Origin of the sequence: Denitraticella aggregata, assembly GCF_048158365.1 — a bacterium.
Taxonomy (GTDB): Bacteria; Pseudomonadota; Gammaproteobacteria; order Burkholderiales; family Rhodocyclaceae; genus Azoarcus_F.
Genome location: NZ_JBLLNL010000006.1, coordinates 57,228 through 75,147, shown reverse-complemented (window position 1 = coordinate 75,147; position 17,920 = coordinate 57,228). Strand labels below are relative to the sequence as shown.

General features: G+C 62.4%; 17 protein-coding genes. 2 read left to right on the top strand and 15 right to left on the bottom strand.

What is annotated here, in order from left to right:
* Positions 1–3: 3 nt before the first annotated feature.
* The 15 genes from rnhB to rpsB all read right to left on the bottom strand — a co-directional run bounded on the left by rnhB (position 4) and on the right by rpsB (position 14,201).
* Positions 4–606: a ribonuclease HII gene (gene rnhB / locus ACKVEX_RS09170; protein ID WP_473215413.1), complete on the bottom strand. Its 603-nt coding sequence runs from the start codon at positions 604–606 to the stop codon at positions 4–6.
* A complete protein-coding gene (gene lpxB, locus ACKVEX_RS09165; protein ID WP_473215412.1) occupies positions 603–1,811 on the bottom strand; it encodes a lipid-A-disaccharide synthase in 1,209 nt (402 codons plus the stop codon). The genes rnhB and lpxB overlap by 4 nt, the downstream gene beginning before the upstream one ends.
* Before the next feature lie 3 nt (positions 1,812–1,814).
* Positions 1,815–2,585 carry an acyl-ACP--UDP-N-acetylglucosamine O-acyltransferase gene (gene lpxA / locus ACKVEX_RS09160; protein WP_473215411.1) on the bottom strand — a complete coding sequence of 257 codons (771 nt, stop codon included), beginning with the start codon at positions 2,583–2,585 and terminating at the stop codon, positions 1,815–1,817.
* Positions 2,582–3,019 (bottom strand): 3-hydroxyacyl-ACP dehydratase FabZ, encoded by a 438-nt coding sequence (gene fabZ, locus ACKVEX_RS09155; protein WP_473215549.1) that lies wholly within the window; start codon positions 3,017–3,019, stop codon positions 2,582–2,584. Before fabZ ends, lpxA begins: the two co-directional genes overlap by 4 nt.
* A gap of 5 nt (positions 3,020–3,024) precedes the next feature.
* Positions 3,025–4,047: a UDP-3-O-(3-hydroxymyristoyl)glucosamine N-acyltransferase gene (gene lpxD, locus ACKVEX_RS09150; RefSeq protein ID WP_473215410.1), complete on the bottom strand. Its 1,023-nt coding sequence runs from the start codon at positions 4,045–4,047 to the stop codon at positions 3,025–3,027.
* 10 nt (positions 4,048–4,057) lie between these two features.
* Positions 4,058–4,498, bottom strand: coding sequence for an OmpH/Skp family outer membrane protein (locus ACKVEX_RS09145; protein ID WP_473215409.1), 441 nt, complete (start codon positions 4,496–4,498; stop codon positions 4,058–4,060).
* A gap of 97 nt (positions 4,499–4,595) precedes the next feature.
* Positions 4,596–6,926 (bottom strand): outer membrane protein assembly factor BamA, encoded by a 2,331-nt coding sequence (bamA, locus tag ACKVEX_RS09140; RefSeq protein WP_473215408.1) that lies wholly within the window; start codon positions 6,924–6,926, stop codon positions 4,596–4,598.
* Between the two features lie 7 nt (positions 6,927–6,933).
* Entirely contained in the window at positions 6,934–8,301 is a 1,368-nt protein-coding gene (gene rseP / locus ACKVEX_RS09135; RefSeq protein WP_473215407.1) for an RIP metalloprotease RseP, read from the bottom strand.
* Complete coding sequence (ispC, locus tag ACKVEX_RS09130; protein ID WP_473215406.1) at positions 8,301–9,500, bottom strand: 1-deoxy-D-xylulose-5-phosphate reductoisomerase; 1,200 nt, start codon at positions 9,498–9,500, stop codon at positions 8,301–8,303. The genes rseP and ispC overlap by 1 nt, the downstream gene beginning before the upstream one ends.
* 11 nt (positions 9,501–9,511) lie before the next feature.
* Complete coding sequence (locus ACKVEX_RS09125; RefSeq protein WP_473215405.1) at positions 9,512–10,339, bottom strand: phosphatidate cytidylyltransferase; 828 nt, start codon at positions 10,337–10,339, stop codon at positions 9,512–9,514.
* Entirely contained in the window at positions 10,332–11,153 is an 822-nt protein-coding gene (gene uppS, locus ACKVEX_RS09120; RefSeq protein ID WP_473215404.1) for a polyprenyl diphosphate synthase, read from the bottom strand. Before uppS ends, ACKVEX_RS09125 begins: the two co-directional genes overlap by 8 nt.
* A 46-nt stretch (positions 11,154–11,199) precedes the next feature.
* A complete protein-coding gene (frr, locus tag ACKVEX_RS09115) occupies positions 11,200–11,757 on the bottom strand; it encodes a ribosome recycling factor (protein ID WP_473215403.1) in 558 nt (185 codons plus the stop codon).
* Between the two features lie 10 nt (positions 11,758–11,767).
* Positions 11,768–12,484: a UMP kinase gene (gene pyrH / locus ACKVEX_RS09110; protein ID WP_473215402.1), complete on the bottom strand. Its 717-nt coding sequence runs from the start codon at positions 12,482–12,484 to the stop codon at positions 11,768–11,770.
* A gap of 9 nt (positions 12,485–12,493) precedes the next feature.
* On the bottom strand, positions 12,494–13,384 hold the full coding sequence (gene tsf / locus ACKVEX_RS09105) for a translation elongation factor Ts (RefSeq protein ID WP_473215401.1): 891 nt from the start codon (positions 13,382–13,384) through the stop codon (positions 12,494–12,496).
* 61 nt (positions 13,385–13,445) lie between these two features.
* Complete coding sequence (gene rpsB, locus ACKVEX_RS09100) at positions 13,446–14,201, bottom strand: 30S ribosomal protein S2 (RefSeq protein WP_473215400.1); 756 nt, start codon at positions 14,199–14,201, stop codon at positions 13,446–13,448.
* A gap of 306 nt (positions 14,202–14,507) precedes the next feature.
* Here rpsB and map point away from each other — a divergent pair, with 306 nt between their 5' ends.
* Positions 14,508–15,329 carry a type I methionyl aminopeptidase gene (map, locus tag ACKVEX_RS09095; RefSeq protein WP_473215399.1) on the top strand — a complete coding sequence of 274 codons (822 nt, stop codon included), beginning with the start codon at positions 14,508–14,510 and terminating at the stop codon, positions 15,327–15,329.
* A gap of 6 nt (positions 15,330–15,335) precedes the next feature.
* Entirely contained in the window at positions 15,336–17,918 is a 2,583-nt protein-coding gene (locus ACKVEX_RS09090; RefSeq protein WP_473215398.1) for a [protein-PII] uridylyltransferase, read from the top strand.
* The last annotated feature ends 2 nt before the right edge of the window (positions 17,919–17,920 follow it).

The window sequence follows — 17,920 nt, the reverse complement described above, 5'->3', positions numbered from 1 at the left end:
CGATCAGAACAGGGTTCGACCGGCGCACAGCAACGCCCGCACCGGGCCGAAGCTGCGACGGTAGCAGGCGATGACGCCATGCACTCGCAGCGCCTCGAGGTGGGCAGCGGTCGGATAGCCCTTGTGCTGCGCGAATCCGTACTCGGGGTGTCGCGCATCGAGCAAGGCCAGCTGGGCATCCCGGGCGGTCTTGGCGAGAATCGACGCCGCCGAGATCGCCGGCACGGTCGCATCGCCCTTGATCACGGCCTCGCACGGCACCGCAAGCTCGGGGCAGCGATTGCCATCGATGCGGACCAGGGACGGGCTCACCGACAAGGCCTCGACCGCACGCTTCATCGCGAGCATCGTCGCATGCAGGATGTTGAGCCTGTCGATCTCCTCGACGCTGGCCTCGGCGATCGCCCAGCTCAGCGCCTGCGCACGAATCGCGGCGGCGAGCTGGTCACGCCTGCGTTCGCTGAGTTTCTTCGAGTCGGTGAGGCCTGCGATCGGGCGAGCGGGATCGAGAATCACCGCGGCCGCAACCACCGGTCCGCACAGCGGTCCCCGGCCGGCCTCGTCCACGCCGGCGATCCAGCCGGTGATCGGCATCCGCATCGTCATCGACCCGCCTCCGCTGTCCCCGGATACGATACGCCATCGGACCCGGACGAAGGGGACGAGGGTGCGACGCCGAGATACGGCAGTATCGCAGCGGCCGCCTTCTCCGCTGTGTTCTGACGCAGGCTGCGATGCAGGCGATTGAACTGCAACACGAGCTCGTCGCGCGCGACCCGGTCGGTCAGCCACGCATCGAGCGCGTTGGCCAGCGCCTGCGGCGTAGCCGCATCCTGCAGCAGTTCCGGTACCACCATCTCGTTCGAAAGGATGTTCGGCAGACCGACCCACGGGAGATAGGCCATGCGCTTCATCAGACGATACTGCCACACGCCCATTCGATAACTGATCACCATCGGGCGCTTCAGCAGGGCCGCCTCGAGGCTGGCGGTGCCGCTCGCAACCAGCACCACGTCGGACGCCGTCATCGCATCGACCGCATGCCCGAACAGCACGCGCAGCGGCAGATCCTCGGCCTGGATCTCCTTCATGAGCCGATCGAAGATCTGCCGGGTTTCGCGCGTCGCAAGCGGCACCAGAAACCCGATATTGTCGTATCGCGCGGCAAGCAGCCGCGCAGTTTCAAGGTAGATGCCAGCGAGGTTGCGAACTTCGGATTCGCGGCTACCCGGCAGCATCGCGACGATCACCGCCTCCGGATGAATCTGCAGGCGCGCGCGTGCAGCCAGCCGATCCGGAAACATCGGGAAGGTGTCCGCCAGAGGATGACCGACAAAGGTCGCGGGGATCCCCACCTTGTCGTAGAGCGGTTTCTCGAACGGAAAGAGGCACAACATGTGCGACACCGAACGGGCGATCTTCTCCATCCGTCCCCCGCGCCAGGCCCAGATCGATGGACTGACGAAATGAATCGCTGGCACACTCGAATCCCTGACGTGGCGCTCCAGCCACAGATTGAAGTCGGGCGCATCGACACCGATGAACGCGGCGGGCCGGTCGCTCAGCATGCGTTTGAGCAGTCTTCTGCGAATCCCGGACAGCTCGCGATAACGCTTGAGCGCATCGACATAGCCATGCACCGCCAACCGCTCGCTTGGCCACAGGGCGTCGAAACCTTCCTGCTCCATGAGTGGTCCGCCGATTCCGTAGAACACCGCGTCCGGGACGTGTTGCCGCAATGCGCGAATCAGATGACTGGCCAGCAAATCGCCGGAGCTCTCGCCGGCGACCATCGCAATGCGGATCGTCATGGGTCAGCGGACGATACCGCGTCCGGAATCCGCGATGAAGGTGGAGAACGGTCCGAGCTCCGCACACTGGACCGCCATCTGCGCGATCTGTTGCCGCGCTTCGTCCAGCGTCAGGCCGGATCGATAAAGGGTTCGATAAGCGCGCTTGATCGTGGCGATGCCATCCGCGGAATAACCCCTCCGACGCAGCCCTTCGGAGTTGATGCCCCGTGGCGAAGCCGGATTTCCTGCCACGGTCACGAAGGGCGGGAGATCCTGAAGCAAGACCGTCCCGACGCCGCAGAATGAATGCGCACCGACACGCACGAACTGATGCACGCCGGTGAACCCGCCCAGGATCGCCCAGTCGCCAATATGCACATGCCCGGCCAGCGTCGCATTGTTGGCGAAGATGGTGTTGTTCCCGACCTGGCAATCATGGGCGACGTGTACATAGGCCATGATCCAGTTGTCGTTGCCGATGCGGGTCACGCCGACATCCTGGCTCGTTCCGACGTTGAAGGAGCAATACTCGCGGATGGTGTTACGATCACCGATCTCGAGTCGGGTCGGTTCATCGTCGTACTTCTTGTCCTGAGGCACCGCGCCGATCGAGCAGAACTGGAAGATCTCGTTGGCGCAACCGATACGCGTGTGCCCCTCGATCACGACATGCGGTCCGATGCGGGTGTCGTCACCGATCTCGACATCCGGGCCGATGATCGAATAGGGACCGATGGCCACGTTGCGACCGAGTCGTGCGTCCGGATGGACGATCGCGGTCGCGTGAATCATGGCAGGGTCTTGAGCGCGCACATCAGTTCGGCTTCGGCAGCAACCTCGCCGTCCACACGTGCGACCGCCTCGTACTTCCAGATATTGCGCATCTTGCGCGCGATGGTGACCTCCATCATCAACTGGTCGCCCGGGCCCACCGGGCGCTTGAAGCGGGCCTTGTCGATGCCGGCAAAATACACGATGGAATTTTCGTCGGGCCTGTGTCCCACCGTCTTGAATGACAGAACGGCCGCGGCCTGGGCCATGGCCTCGAGAATGAGCACGCCAGGCATCACCGGCCGGTGCGGGAAGTGCCCCGGAAAGAAAGGCTCGTTGATCGTCACGTTCTTCAGCGCAAGCAAACGCTTGCCCTCTTCGAACTCGACGATTCGGTCGACCAGCAGAAACGGGTATCGGTGCGGAAGATACTGCAGGATTTCGTTGATATCCATCATCATCAAGGCTTCTCGGGCGGTTCCGTGCGTTTCTCGAGGGCGCGGAGCCGCTCCACGAGGGCGTTCAGATGACGCAGATGCGCAAAGTTCTTTATCCATTCGGCATGCGTCTGGACTGGCAGACTGGCCGTGTAGGTGCCTGGCCGCGTGACGGACTTGGTTAGCTTGGTACCGGCCGAGATCACGACATCGTCGGTGACGCTGAGGTGGCCGATTACGCCGACCTGCCCGGCCAGCATGCAACGCGCACCGATATGCGTGCTGCCGGCAATGCCGACGCAACCAGCGATCGCCGTCATTTCGCCAATGTGTACGTTGTGTGCGATCTGAACGAGATTGTCGATCTTCGCCCCGTCACGAATCACCGTGTCGTCGAGCGCGCCGCGGTCGATTGTCGTGTTGGCCCCGATTTCGACGTCGTCGCCGATCAATACCCGTCCGATCTGCGGAATCTTCACCCAATTGCCATCGGGTTCGCGCGCAAAACCGAAGCCGTCGGACCCGATCACGGCACCGGAGTGGATCAGGCAATTGCGACCGATCACGCAGTGATCGTAGACGCTCACGCGCGAATGTAGTCGCGTTCCTGCCCCGATCGAGACACCCGCTCCGACGTAGCACCCGGCGCCGATGATGACGTCCTCACCGAGCTGCACACCCACGTCGATCACCGCGCCCGCGCCTACGGCGGCTGAGGTCGGAATCTCACTGTCCACGACGGCGGACGCATGAACGCCCGCTGCTGGACGTCGGGGAGGATTGAGCAGTTGCGCCACCCGCGCGAAGTAGAGATAAGGATCTTTGGTGAGGATGCGCGGTCGGTCGACCATATCCTTGAAGTCGGGCGTGATAACGACCACCCCCGCCCGGCAATCCTTCATTCGCGACAGATACTTGCGATCAGCCACAAACGCGAGATCGGTTTCCTCGGCGTTTTCGACACTGGCAATCCGCGACACGACAGACGCGGGGTTTCCGATCAGCTCCCCGCCGAATCGGGCGACCAGTTCATCGAGACGAACCATCGTCGAAGGCTCAGCGACTTGCGCTCAGAAGTTTCATCACTTTCTCGGTGATGTCGATCCCCGGACTGGCATACACCGCCTCCTGCAGAATCAGATCGTATTTCTCGGCTTCGGCCACCTGCTTGATGGCGCTGTTGGCGCGATCCAGCACCGTTGCGAGTTCCTCGTTGCGACGCTGGTTGAGGTCTTCACGAAACTCGCGCTGCTTGCGCTGAAAGTCCCGATTGAGATCATTCATCGTGCGCTCCTTGTTGCGCCGCTCGCTCTCGGCCATCGTCAGCGCGTTGCGTTCGAGATCCTGCTGCAGGGCCTGCAGCTCGCGCGCAATGCGTTGAAGTTCCTGGTCACGCTGCTCGAATTCCTTCTCGAGCCGTTGCTGTGCCCTTACCGCAGGCGTTGCCTCCCGCATCAGTCGGTCGGAGTCGACAAAACCGATCTTCGACTGAGCCATTGATGCGCTCGCACCCATGCTCAGAATGACAGCGACAAGGACGGGGAAAACACTCATTTTCACTTAAACCTCCAAGGTGTCGGCCAGGCCGACACGATCAAAACACGGAACCCAACTGGAACTGGAATCTTTCGATTTCGTCGCCAGACTTGTCATTCAACGGCTGTGCAAAGCTGAACTTCAGCGGCCCGATCGGAGAAGTCCAAGCCAGTCCTATACCGCTACTGTAACGCAACTCGGAGAAGTCGAGATCATCACCCGCCCCCCACACCCAGCCGGAGTCGAGGAAGACGGACAGACGGAATGACCGATCCTGGCCTGAACCCGGCATCGGAAAGTGGTACTCCGCGTTTGCGACGAAGCGACGGTCTCCCCCGAGACTCTCGAGATCCCCGTCGTTGTTGAGGAACCTCGGTCCGAGCGAACTTTGCTCGAAGCCTCTCACGGAACTGATGCCGCCAGCAAAGAAGTTCTTGTAGAACGGCAGGGGCTTGTCGCTGTAACCGTCGGCCCAGCCGACTTCGGCGTTCAGCATCAATGCGTCGTCACGCCTGAAAGGGATCCAGTGCTGGAGCTGGTATGACGCTTTCAGGAATCGCAGGTCACCCACCGGTAGCGCCGACTCGGCGAAAACCCGCTGGAACGAACCTGCGCGCGGATAGATGAGGCTGTCACGGGTATCGCGCGACCAGCCAGCTGTCGCCAACACACTGTCGACCGTGACGTCACCCACCCCCTCGTCGCCCCGTCGCCCGCTGCATCCGAAGTCCTTGCAGAAATCCTTGTACTGCTTCGGACTGTCAGGAAAAGTGGTGATCTCGGTTCGGTCGATTCCCAGGCCGAAATTGATGCGATCGTCTTCGGTGATGGGATAGCCGAGCCGAATGCCGGCACCCGTGGATGTCTGCTCGAAGCGCGAGACAGTCGAAACATCGGATGGATCGAAAGTCCGATGATAGATGTCGTAGCCGATACTCACCCCATCCACGGTGAAATACGGATCGGTGAATGACAGCGCGAAGGTCCGACCAGACTTCGAGGTATCCAGCGCAAGGGTGAGTGCCTTGCCGGAGCCGAACAGGTTCTGTTGCGTAATCGAGCCCGACAGAACCACACTCTCCGCGCTGGAAAAGCCGGCACCCAGCATCAGGCTGCCAGTCGGTCGCTCCTTGACCGTGAAATTGACATCCACCTGGTCGGTCGCACCGACGACGGCTGGGGTCTCCACGGCGACTTCGTCGAAAAAGCCAAGACGATCCACGCGGGAGCGGGACGCGTTGATCTTTTCGGCGTCATACCAGGCGCCTTCCATCTGCCGCATCTCGCGCCGGACCACTTCATCGCGCGTCTTGGTGTTGCCGCCCACGTTGATCCTGCGGACATAAACGCGACGGCCCGGGTCCACATAGATCGTGAATGCGACCTCGCGGGTCTCCGTATCGATCTCGGGAGCGGCATTGACGTTCGCGAATGCATAACCTTCATTGCCGAGGCGGTCGACCACCGCGGAGGTGGTGGCCGTCAGGTCCGAGCGTGAAAACACGTCGCCTGGCCGAAGCTTTAGCAGGGCCAGGTACTCCTCTTCCGGCAACACGAGATCGCCCGCGAAACGCAGCTCCGACACGGTGTACTTCTCACCTTCGGTGATATTGAGGGTGATGTAGATGTCACGCCTGTTCGGCGTGATCGATACCTGGGTGGAGTCGATATTGAAGTCCAGATAGCCGCGATCGAGGTAGAACGAGCGCATGTTCTCCAGGTCGGCCGCGAGCTTCTGGCGCGAATACTGATCGTTCTTCGTATACCACGTCAGCCACCCGGGCGTGCGCAGCTGGAAGAGTCCTTGCAGCGTCGAATCCTTGAATGCCTCGTTGCCGACGATGTTGATCTGGCGGATCCTTGCGACGCCGCCTTCGTCGACGGTGAAGTTGATCCCCACCCGATTTCGCTCGAGCGGGGTCACTGTGGTGACGACATCGGCAGCATATTTGCCGCGGCTCAAATACATGCGCTTCAGTTCCTGCTCGGCGCGGTCGAGCACGGCCCGGTCGAAGATACGCGCCTCGGCCAGGCCCACTTGGCGCAAACCGTCCTTCAGTGCCGTCTGGTCGAACTCCTTGACTCCGGAAAAAGTGATGTCAGCCACGGCTGGACGCTCATCCACCAGCACCACGATGACCTCGTCCTCGACCTCGATGCGGACGTCGCTAAAGAACCCGGTCGCGAACAGACCACGAATCGCGTCTGCGGCCTGCGATTCGGTGAAGGTTTCCCCCACGCGCACCGGCAGGTAGTTGAACACGGTACCGGCCTCGGTCCTCTGGATGCCCTCGACCCGTATGTCCTTGACCACGAACGGCTCGAACGCGAAAGCCGGCGCAGCAACAAAAAGGGCTGCCACCAGCCCCGTCAGGAGTATTCGTTTCATCCAGGAATCAACCAGAAATTAGTCGCGTGATATCGTTGTAAAAGGCGAAAGCCATCAGCATGACCAGCGCGACCAGACCGATCTGCTGCCCTATCTCCATGACCCGTTCAGAGACCGGTCCGCCCTTGATAACCTCGATCGTATAATACAGTAAATGCCCTCCATCCAGCACCGGGATGGGGAGCAGGTTCAGCACACCGAGGCTGATGCTGATCAACGCGACGAATCCCAGATAGTGCGTCCAGCCGAGCTTCGCCGTCTGGCCCGCGTAGTCCGCAATCGTCACCGGACCGGAGATGTTCTTCCACGAAACGTCGCCGCTGATCATTCGTCCGATCATCTTCAGCGTCAGCACACTGGTGTCCCAGGTCTTCGTCATCGCCTTGCCAATACTCTCCAGCGGGCCGTAGCGTACGGTGGAGAACATCGCCGAGCGACCCTCGACCGGCTCGGCCACCGAGATGCCGATTCGCCCGATCCGCTCGCCGCGGTCCTCGGTTGCCTCCGGCGTCAGTTCGGTGGTGATCAAGACCCCGCCACGACGAATCTCGGCGACGACCGGCATGTCCGGGCGTTGCCGCACATGTTCGACCAGTTCGACCCAGGAGTCGATTCCCACGCCATCGAGTGCGATGAACTCGTCTCCCGACCGCACTCCGGCCTTGTCGGCGGCACTGCCGGCCATCACCTGCCCCACTGCCGGCGCGATATGCGGGCGCCACGGACGCAGACCGATGCGCTGGATCAGGTCGGTCTGACCATCGTCTACACGGATCCCGTCGAAATCCAGCTGGCGGAAGGTTTCGACATTGTCGCTGGTGCGGACCCGGAGCATCACCGCCTTTCCGTCAAGCGCATGCCTCAACAAGGACCAGCGCAGTTCCGACCAGCTCCGGATCGATTCATCATTGACCGAGACGACCAGATCGCCGTCCTGGATGCCACTCGTGGCAGCGAGCGTACCGACCGCCTCGGTCAATGCTAGCCGAGGCTTGAGCTCTTCGGTTCCGGTCGCGAACAGACCCCAGTAGACCACGATGGCGAGCAGAAAGTTGGCGAGTGGCCCGGCCGCGACGATCGCAAAGCGCCGCCACACCGACTGACGGTTGAAGGAACGCGGCAGGTCCTGCTGTGGCACCGCCCCCTCGCGCTCGTCCAGCATCTTGACGTACCCGCCCAGCGGAAAGGCCGCAACGACCCATTCGGTGCGGTCGGGGCCGATAGTCCACCTGAGCAGCGGGCGCCCAAAACCGACCGAAAAACGCAGCACCTTCACACCGCACCAGCGGGCGACCAGATAGTGACCGAGTTCGTGGAAGAAGATCAGGACGCCGAGGGCGAGAACGAACGGAACGATGTACTCGAGTAGATTCATCAGTGCTGCCGGAAAAGAATTTCATTGCGCGCGATTTCGCGCGCGCCTGCATCGGTCGCCACGATGGCTTCGACGGATTCGACCGACATTCCGTGCGCGCGTTCAAGCGTCACAGCGATCACATCCGCAATCCGCATGAATCCGAGTCGCCCGGCCAGGAACGCCGCCACCGCCTCCTCATTGGCTGCATTCAGCACTGCCGCGGCCGCCCCGCCGGCCCGCAGCGCCTGGAAGGCGAGTGAAAGACAAGGAAACCGCAACAGATCAGGACGCTCGAAAGTCAGCCGGGCGATATCGAACAGATCCAGCGACGCGACCCCTGCCCCGATCCGCTCAGGATAGGCGAGCGCATGCGCGATCGGTGTGCGCATGTCCGGGTTTCCGAGCTGTGCGACGACCGATCCGTCGACATATTCGACCATCGAATGCACGACACTCTGGGGGTGGATCACGACGTCGATCCGATCGGCCGGCGCACCGAACAACCAGTGCGCCTCGATGACCTCCAGCCCCTTGTTCATCATCGTTGCGGAATCGACCGATATCTTGCGACCCATGACCCAGTTCGGATGCGCGCAGGCCTGGTCCGGCGTGACCGAATCCAGCGCCTCGACCGGCATGCTGCGGAATGGGCCTCCGGACGCCGTCAACAGGATACGACGCACACCCGAGCGATCCAGGCTTCGGTCGAAATCATGGGGCAAGGCCTGGAAGACTGCGTTGTGCTCACTGTCTATCGGCAGCAGTTGCGCCCCATGCTCGCGCACCGTCTGCATGAACAGCGCGCCCGCGAGCACCAGCGCCTCCTTGTTTGCCAGCAGGACCCGCTTTCCGGCCCGTGCGGCGGCGAGGGTCGGCATCAGCCCGGCCGCACCCACGATCGCCGCCATGACCGTGTCGACGTCGGGATGCGCCGCCATGTCGCTCAGCGCCGACACGCCCGACAAAACCTCGGTGCTGCAGCCGACCGCGTCGAACCTGCTGCGCAACGCCTCGGCGTCGCGCTCGAGCGCGACCACCGCATACCGCGGGCAAAAACGCACGCACAGGTCGAAAAGTCGATCGACCTGTGCGTGCGCGGTCAGCGCAAAGGCCTCGAACCGTTCCGGATGCATCGAAATGACATCCAGCGTGCTGGCGCCGATCGAACCCGTTGCCCCCAGCACGACGATACGGTTGCGCTTACGGTCGTGTTTCATTCACGTCACCTTCAGATCAACGACCAGAGCACCGCCAAGCCGGTCAATGGTAGGGTCGAGGTCAGGCTGTCGATCCGGTCAAGAATGCCGCCATGCCCGGGAAGCAGGCTGCCGCTGTCCTTGAGGCCGGCCTGGCGCTTCAGCAGAGATTCGAACAGATCGCCGATGATGCTGACCGCGGTGAAGAGGAGCAGCCCGGGCAACACCCAAGCCAATGCCGGTCCAGCCAGCAGTTCCGGATTCGCAGCCCACAGAAGCAGAAGACCGACGATGGTGACGCCCAGCATCCCCCCGACCGCCCCCTCCCAGGTCTTGCCGGGACTGATCGTCGGTGCGAGCTTGTGTCGCCCGAACGAGCGCCCCGCAAAATAGGCCGCGATGTCGGCCACCCAGACCAGCGCCATCACGCCCAGCAAGAGCAGGGCATCGATCATGCGAAAATGCGCGAGCGCCAGCGCAGGTGGAAGAAGCACCACACAACCGGTCGCGAGCGCGAGTGCGGGCCGTTCGACTTGCCATTTTCCATGGAGCCACACAGGCACGAGCAGCAGCCAGAATGCAGCGCCTGCCAGATAGGCGACCAGGAGCACGCCACGAGCGCCGCCCCCCTGGCCGGCAAGGCCTGCCAGCCATCCCAGACCGAAACATGATGCACCGATCGCGATGGCAAACACGACCCGCAGCGACTTGTCGACGCACGCGAGTCCGCCCCACTCCCACGCGCCACCCGCACAGACCAGCGCCACCAGTGCCAGCCACGCGGGCTGGGGCAGGTAGAACAGTGCGAGGCCGAAACCCGCGAGCAGCACAATCGCGGTCAGAACCCGCTGCTTAAGCATGTCGCCCCGTTCGACGCACCGGAGCCGGATCTCTCACGCCATCCCCGGTGGTCTTCCGGTTTTGACCCAGTTGCTCGCTGGTACGGCCGAAGCGCCGCTCGCGCGCCGCATAGGAACGGATGGCGACATCCAGAGCGGTCTCATCGAAGTCGGGCCACAAGGTATCGGTAAAATAAAGCTCGGTGTACGCGAGCTGCCACAGCAGAAAATTGCTGATACGCTGCTCGCCGCCGGTTCGAATGAACAGGTCCGGCTCCGGCCCGTAGTTCATTGCCAGTTCTGCGCTCAGTTCCGCTTCGGTGAAATCGGCATGTCGCTCCGGATACCTGGAGAGCATTCTGTTCATTGCCTGGAGGATATCCCATCGACCACCGTAATTGGCTGCAATTGTCAGGGTCAGCCGGTCGTTTCCGGAGGTGAGCATTTCCGTATGGCGGATCCGTTCGACCAGTTGCGGGTCGAGCCGTCCCTGATCCCCGATGACGCGGAAACGTATGCGGTTCTCGTGCAACCTGTCGATCTCCTTTTGCAGCGAGCGCAGGAAGAGCTGCATCAGGAATGAGACCTCGTCCGGCGGTCTGCGCCAGTTTTCGGAGCTGAAGGCGAACAGCGTGAGATGGGTCACCCCCCTTTCCATGCAGGCGCGAATGACGGTCCGCACCGACTCCACCCCGCGACGATGGCCGGCGACCCGCGGCAGAAAACGCTTGCGCGCCCAGCGACCGTTGCCATCCATGATGATCGCGATATGGCGCGGCACGGCTGCTACGTCCGGGACTTCACGGGTGGAACTGGTGAAGGGCGCATCCGCCATGATTCGTCTCCGTCGGGTGACCGGGTTCGAGAGCCGACCCGACGGATCAGATCTGCATCAGCTCTTGTTCTTTCTCGGCCAACATGCGATCGATCTCGCCGACGTACTTGTCGGTCAGCTTCTGGATCGCGTCCTGTCCACGACGCTCGTCATCCTCGGAGATCACCTTGTCCTTGACCCCATCCTTGAGTTGCTGGTTGGCATCCCTGCGAAGATTGCGCACCGCCACCTTCGCGGTCTCCCCTTCGTGACGGACCACCTTGGTCAGATCGCGCCGCCGCTCCTCGGTCAACGCCGGCATCGGCACGCGGATGATCTCGCCCTGATTCGATGGATTCAGTCCCAGGTCGCTGTCGCGGATCGCCTTCTCCACCTTGGAGAACATCGGCTTTTCCCAGGGTTGAACGCCGATCGTGCGCGCATCGATCAGCGTCACGTTGGCGACCTGATTGACCGGAACCATGCTGCCATAGTACTCGACCATCACATGATCGAGTATCCCGGTATGGGCACGCCCGGTGCGCACCTTCGCCAGATCGGCCTTCAGAACGTCGACCGACTTCTGCATCTTCTGCTCGGTCGTGGTGTTGAGTTCGGAAATCATGGTCGAATCCTCAGGAATGGACCAGCGTGCCCTCGTCCTCACCCAGTACCACGCGCTTGAGCGCCCCGGGCTTGAATATCGAGAACACATTGATCGGAAGTTTCTGATCGCGGCAAAGCGCAAACGCGGTCGAGTCGAGCACCGCCAGATTGCGCCCGATCGCCTCGTCGAAGCTGATCCGGTGGTAGCGCTGCGCGTCCGGATCCTTTTTTGGATCCGCGCTGTACACTCCGTCCACCTTGGTGGCCTTGAGCACGATCTGCGCACCCATCTCCGAGCCGCGCAGAGCCGCCGCGGTGTCGGTGGTGAAGAACGGATTGCCGGTTCCAGCCGCAAATATCACGATGCGCCCTTCTTCCAGGTGGCGTATCGCGCGTCCGCGGATGTAGGGCTCGACGACCTGGTCGATGCGCAGCGCCGACTGCACCCGTGCCTCGAGCCCGGCACGCTTCATCGCATCAGACAACGCCATCGCATTCATCACGGTGGCCAGCATGCCCATGTAGTCGGCGGTCGCCCGGTCCATGCCGGACGACGCACCCTTCATGCCACGGAAGATGTTGCCACCCCCGATCACGACTCCGACCTGCACGCCCAGCTCGGTCACCTCCGCGATCTCCGACACGATGCGGGCGACCACACCCTCGTTGATACCGTAGGCGTCCTCGCCCATCAGGGCTTCACCGGACAGTTTGAGCATGATGCGCGTGTAGGCGGCGGCCGTCATGACGACTCCCTACTTTTGCGCAGCAGCGGCAGCCTGCTCGGCCACCTCCGCGGCAAAGTCGCTCACCTTCTTCTCGATACCTTCGCCGACGATGTACAGCACGAAACCGGCAACCGAGGCGCTCCTGGCCTTGAGCAGCGCATCGATGGTCTGCTTGTCGTCCTTCACGAAGGGCTGGCCCAGCAGCGTGACTTCCTTCAGGAACTTCTGGACGGTGCCATCGGCGATCTTGTCCAGCATCGCGTCCGGCTTGCCCGCTTCGCGCGCCTTCTCGATCGCGATGCGGCGTTCGGCCTCGATCAGATCCTGCGACACGCCGGATGCATCGAGCGACTTCGGCTTGGAGGCCGCGATATGCATGGCCAGATCCTTGCCCAGTTGTTCGTCGCCGCCGACTACATCGACAAGCACGCCGATCCGGGCGCCCGCGTGCACATAGTTCGCAACCTGCCCCTTGGCTTCGATGCGCGCGAAACGACGGATGCTCATGTTCTCGCCGATCTTGCCGATCAGCGCGGTGCGAATCGCCTCGACGCTCTGCCCGCCAATCTCCAGCGCCGACAAGGCAGCCACGTCGGACGGACTCTTCTGTGCGACCAGCTCGGCCAGCTGTGCGGCCAAGCCGATGAAATCGTCGTTCTTCGCGACGAAGTCGGTCTCGCAGTTCAGTTCGACCATCGCGGCCAGCTTGCCGTCACCCGAAAGATAGGTGCCGACGATGCCTTCGGCGGTCACGCGGGTTGCGGCCTTGGACGCCTTGTTGCCGAGCTTGACACGGAGAATCTCCTCGGCCTTGGCCAGGTCACCGTCCGCTTCGGTCAGTGCCTTCTTGCATTCCATCATCGGCGCGTCGGTCTTCTCGCGCAGTTCCTTGACCATGCTTGCGGTAATTGCCGCCATGCTGACTCCTGTATTGCTGTTTTCTTGATTCAACGTCCGGGGCCGCGCCCCGGACGGACACTCAGACCTGCTCGTCGCTGGATTCTTCCTGGACCTCGACAAATTCGTCACTGCCGGCAGCGACCATGTCCTGCAATGCCATGCTGCGGCCCTCGAGCACCGCATCGGCCACACCACGCGCGTACAGGCGGATCGCACGCGAGGAGTCGTCGTTACCCGGCACCACGTAATCCACGCCTTCCGGGGAATGGTTCGTATCGACGATGGCCACCACCGGAATGCCCAGCTTCTGGGCTTCGGTGATCGCGATCTTGTGGTAACCCACATCGATGATGAAGATCGCGTCGGGCAGGCCGCCCATGTCCTTGATGCCGCCGATGCTCTTCTGCAGCTTTCCCATTTCGCGGGACGCCATCAGCGCCTCCTTCTTGGAAAGGCGGTCGAAGGAACCGTCTTCGGCCATCACTTCCATTTCCTTCAGGCGCTTGATCGACTGCTTGACCGTCTTGAAGTTGGTCAGCATGCCGCCCAGCCAGCGCTCATCGACAAACGGCATTCCGGCGCGCCGCGCCTCTTCGGCAACGATCTCACGGGCCTGGCGTTTGGTGCCGACGAACAGTACGGTGCCGCGATTGGCAGACAGCTTGCGGATGTAGTCCATGGCTTCGAGATACTTGACCATGGTCTTTTCGAGGTTGACGATATGAATCTTGTTACGCTGACCGAAAATGTAAGGGGCCATGCGAGGATTCCAGAAACGGGTCTGGTGACCGAAGTGCACGCCCGCCTCGAGCATCTGGCGCATTGTTACCGACATGTAGTACTCCAATATTTCAAAGGGTTTGACCTCCGCCCGGCATGATTGCCTGCGCAATCCGAACCACGGTCGGCGAGCCTGCCGGAAACTCCTGAAATGACGCCTCAGTCGAACCCGTCAGCCGCACCGTTCACCGCAGACCCTTCCGGAACATTGCCTGGCGTGTGGATTTTGCCCGCCAACTTGAAGCGGACAAGCCTGCGATTATAGCTTCAGAGGCCGTGTATACTCAAGGCTGAGAACCGGTAGCAGCGCAACCGAAAACCGCCACCAAGAACCCAATCTATCCGACCCCACAAGACCACGATGAGCATCAAAGCAAAAACTCCTGAAGAGATCGAGAAAATGCGTGTCGCGGGCAGGCTTGCCTCCGAGGTGCTCGATCATGTCACCCCGTTCGTACAGCCCGGCGTGACCACCGAAGAACTGGATCGGCTCTGTCACGACTACATGGTGAACGTGCAGCACACCATCCCCGCACCGCTGAATTATGCGCCGCCTGGATACACCCCATATCCGAAGTCGATCTGCTCCTCGGTCAATCATCAGGTCTGCCACGGGATTCCGGGCCCCAAGGCGTTGAAGAGGGGGGACATCGTCAACCTCGACATCACGGTCATCAAGGACGGCTACCACGGCGATACCAGCCGCATGTTCCTGGTGGGTGGCGAGGCGGGCACGAGCATCCTCGCGAAGCGTCTTTGCCATGTCACGTTCGAATGTCTGTGGATCGGCATCGCGGCAGTGCGGCCGGGGGCACGGCTCGGCGATATCGGCCATGCAATCCAGAAACACGCCGAGGGCAGCGGGTTCTCCGTCGTTCGGGAGTTCTGCGGCCATGGAATCGGCGCCCGCTTCCACGAGGATCCCCAGGTGCTGCATTACGGCAAACCGGGGACCGGTGTCGAGCTCGTCCCCGGCATGACCTTCACCATCGAACCGATGATCAATGCCGGCAAGGCGGCGATTTCGGAACTGCCGGACGGCTGGACCATCGTCACCAAGGATCGTAGCCTGTCTGCGCAGTTCGAGCACACCATTCTGGTGACCGACGGCGGCGCGGAGGTCCTGACCCGCTCGGCCGACTGCCCGCCTCCACCGGCCGCGTTTGCCCATCTGTTCGGCTAAGCGACGATGACGGTGTCCGGCCGCATCTCCTTCGAGCATGGGCTGATCGCGCAGGCGCGCGAGCGCCTCGCCGCGGGCACGGCCGAGATCCGGTCCGCCTATGAGGCGCGCCCATCGACGTCCAAGATGCTGAAGGGGCGGGCAGCGCTGGTCGACAGTGTGATCGTCGAACTGTGGCAGGCCCTGGGGCTGCCGGAGGACGCGGCGCTGATCGCGGTTGGCGGCTACGGGCGTGGCGAGCTGTTCCCACATTCCGACGTCGACCTGATGATCCTGCTGCACGAACCGGCCGACCGGGACACTCAGACGAGGGTGTCCGATCTGATCGGGGCCCTGTGGGATGTCGGGCTCGAGATCGGACAGAGCGTGAGGACACTGGACGAATGCATCAGTGCTGCCACCGAGGACGTCACGATACAGACGAACCTGCTCGAAGCTCGCCTGCTGTACGGCAACCGCGCGTTGTTCGACGCATTCGCCGAACGCTTGCGCGAGACCCTGGACGTACGCGCGTTCTTCAAGGCCAAGAAGCTCGAGCAGGAGCAGCGCTACGCCCGCTTCAACGACACCCCCTACTCGCTGGAGCCGAACTGCAAGGAAAGCCCGGGCGGTCTGCGGGACCTGCAGATGCTGGGCTGGATCGCGAGGGCCGCGGGCCTCGGCAAGAACTGGCGCGAGCTGGCGAGGAAGCGGCTGATCACCGGCGAGGAAGCGAGCGACCTGCGTAGCATCGAGCGCTTCCTGCAGCACATCCGGATACGGCTGCACTATCTCACCGAACGCGGCGAGGACAGGTTGCTGTTCGATTACCAGGAGAACCTGGCGCAGCGCATGGGCGTCAATGCGACCGCGGCCAAGCGGGCCTCCGAGGTGATGATGCAGCGCTATTACCTCACCGCGAAGAAGCTCACTCAGATCAATACGATTCTGCTGCAGAACTACGGCACGGTCATTTTCCCGGACCGCGGCGGCGCTGCGATCGTCATCAACGAGCGCTTCCAGGCCGTGCGCGAACTGCTCGATGTCCGCCATGACTGGATATTCGAACGCCATCCGTCCGCGCTGCTGGAATGCTTCCTGCTGCTGCAGCAGCGCTCCGAACTCAAGGGCATGACTGCACGCACGCTGAGGACGCTGTGGCTCAATCGCAACCGGATCAATGCCGCCTTCAGGGCCAACCCGGTCAACAAGGCCATGTTCATGCAGATCCTGCAGCAGAAGCGCGGTATCGTGCACGAGTTCCGGCGGATGAACCAGTACGGCATCCTGAGCCGCTATATCGCGCCCTGGCGCCGGATCGTTTGCCAGATGCAGCATGACCTGTTCCATGTCTATACGGTCGATCAGCACATCCTGATGGTCCTGCGCAATGTGCGGCGCTTCACGATGGGCAAGCATGCGCACGAATACCCGCTGATGACGCGCCTGATCCTCGGGTTCGAACGTCACTGGCTGCTCTACATCGCCGCGCTGTTTCACGACATCGCCAAGGGCCGTGGCGGCGACCACTCCAAGCTTGGCATGATCGATGCGCGCGTGTTCTGCGAACAGCATGGTCTGGACCCGGAAGACCGGGATCTGGTCGTATGGCTGGTCGAGCATCACCTGGCGATGTCGCACGTTGCACAAAAGCAGGACACCTCCGACCCCGAGGTGGTCCAGCGCTTCGCCGAGCACGTCCATACCGAGCGACGCCTGACTGCGCTCTACCTGCTCACGCATGCGGACATACGCGGCACCAGCCCCAAGGTCTGGAACGGCTGGCGAGGCAAATTGCTCGAGGATCTGTTCTTCGCCACGCAGCGCCTGTTGCGTGGCGCGACCCCGCAGCAGGCGCTCGGACTGGACGACCGACAGGAAGACGCCCGCCGCCTGTTACGCTACTACGGTCTGCGCCCGGGCATCGAAGAGACGCTGTGGAACCAGCTCGATGCCGTGTATTTCATGCGCAACTCGGCCGAAGAGATCGCGTGGCATACGCGCGTTCTCTACTATCGTACCGAGTCCGACGTTCCGGTCATCAAGGCCAGGGTCTCCGAAGAGGACCAGGGTCTGCAGGTGATGGTGTTCACGCGCGACCAGAAGGATCTGTTCGTACGCCTGACCGGCTACTTCGGTCGGCGTGGTCTCTCCATTCTGGACGCAAAGGTCCACACGACCCGCCACGGCTACGCACTGGACAGCTTCATGCTGCAGGACCCGGGCAACCGTGCCCAGTATCGCGACATCGTCACACTGATCGAGCATGAACTGACCGACCGCCTGAGCAAGACCGGCGTACCCGACCAGCCGAGCGGCGGCCGCTTGTCCAGGCACGTCAGGCATTTTCCGATCACGCCGCAGGTCAGCATCCGGCCGGACGAGGCCGGCAAACACCACATCCTGTCCCTGACCGCGGCGGACCGGCCCGGTCTGCTCTACGGCGTCGCCGAGGTGCTCGCACGCAACGGCATCGTCCTGCATACGGCAAAGATCGCGACCCTCGGCGAACGCGCCGAAGACACCTTCCTGCTGACCGGGCGCGGTCTGTCGCAGGACGCCCATGTGCTCAAGATCGAGCGGGAACTGCTCGACCACCTGCAGGTATGACG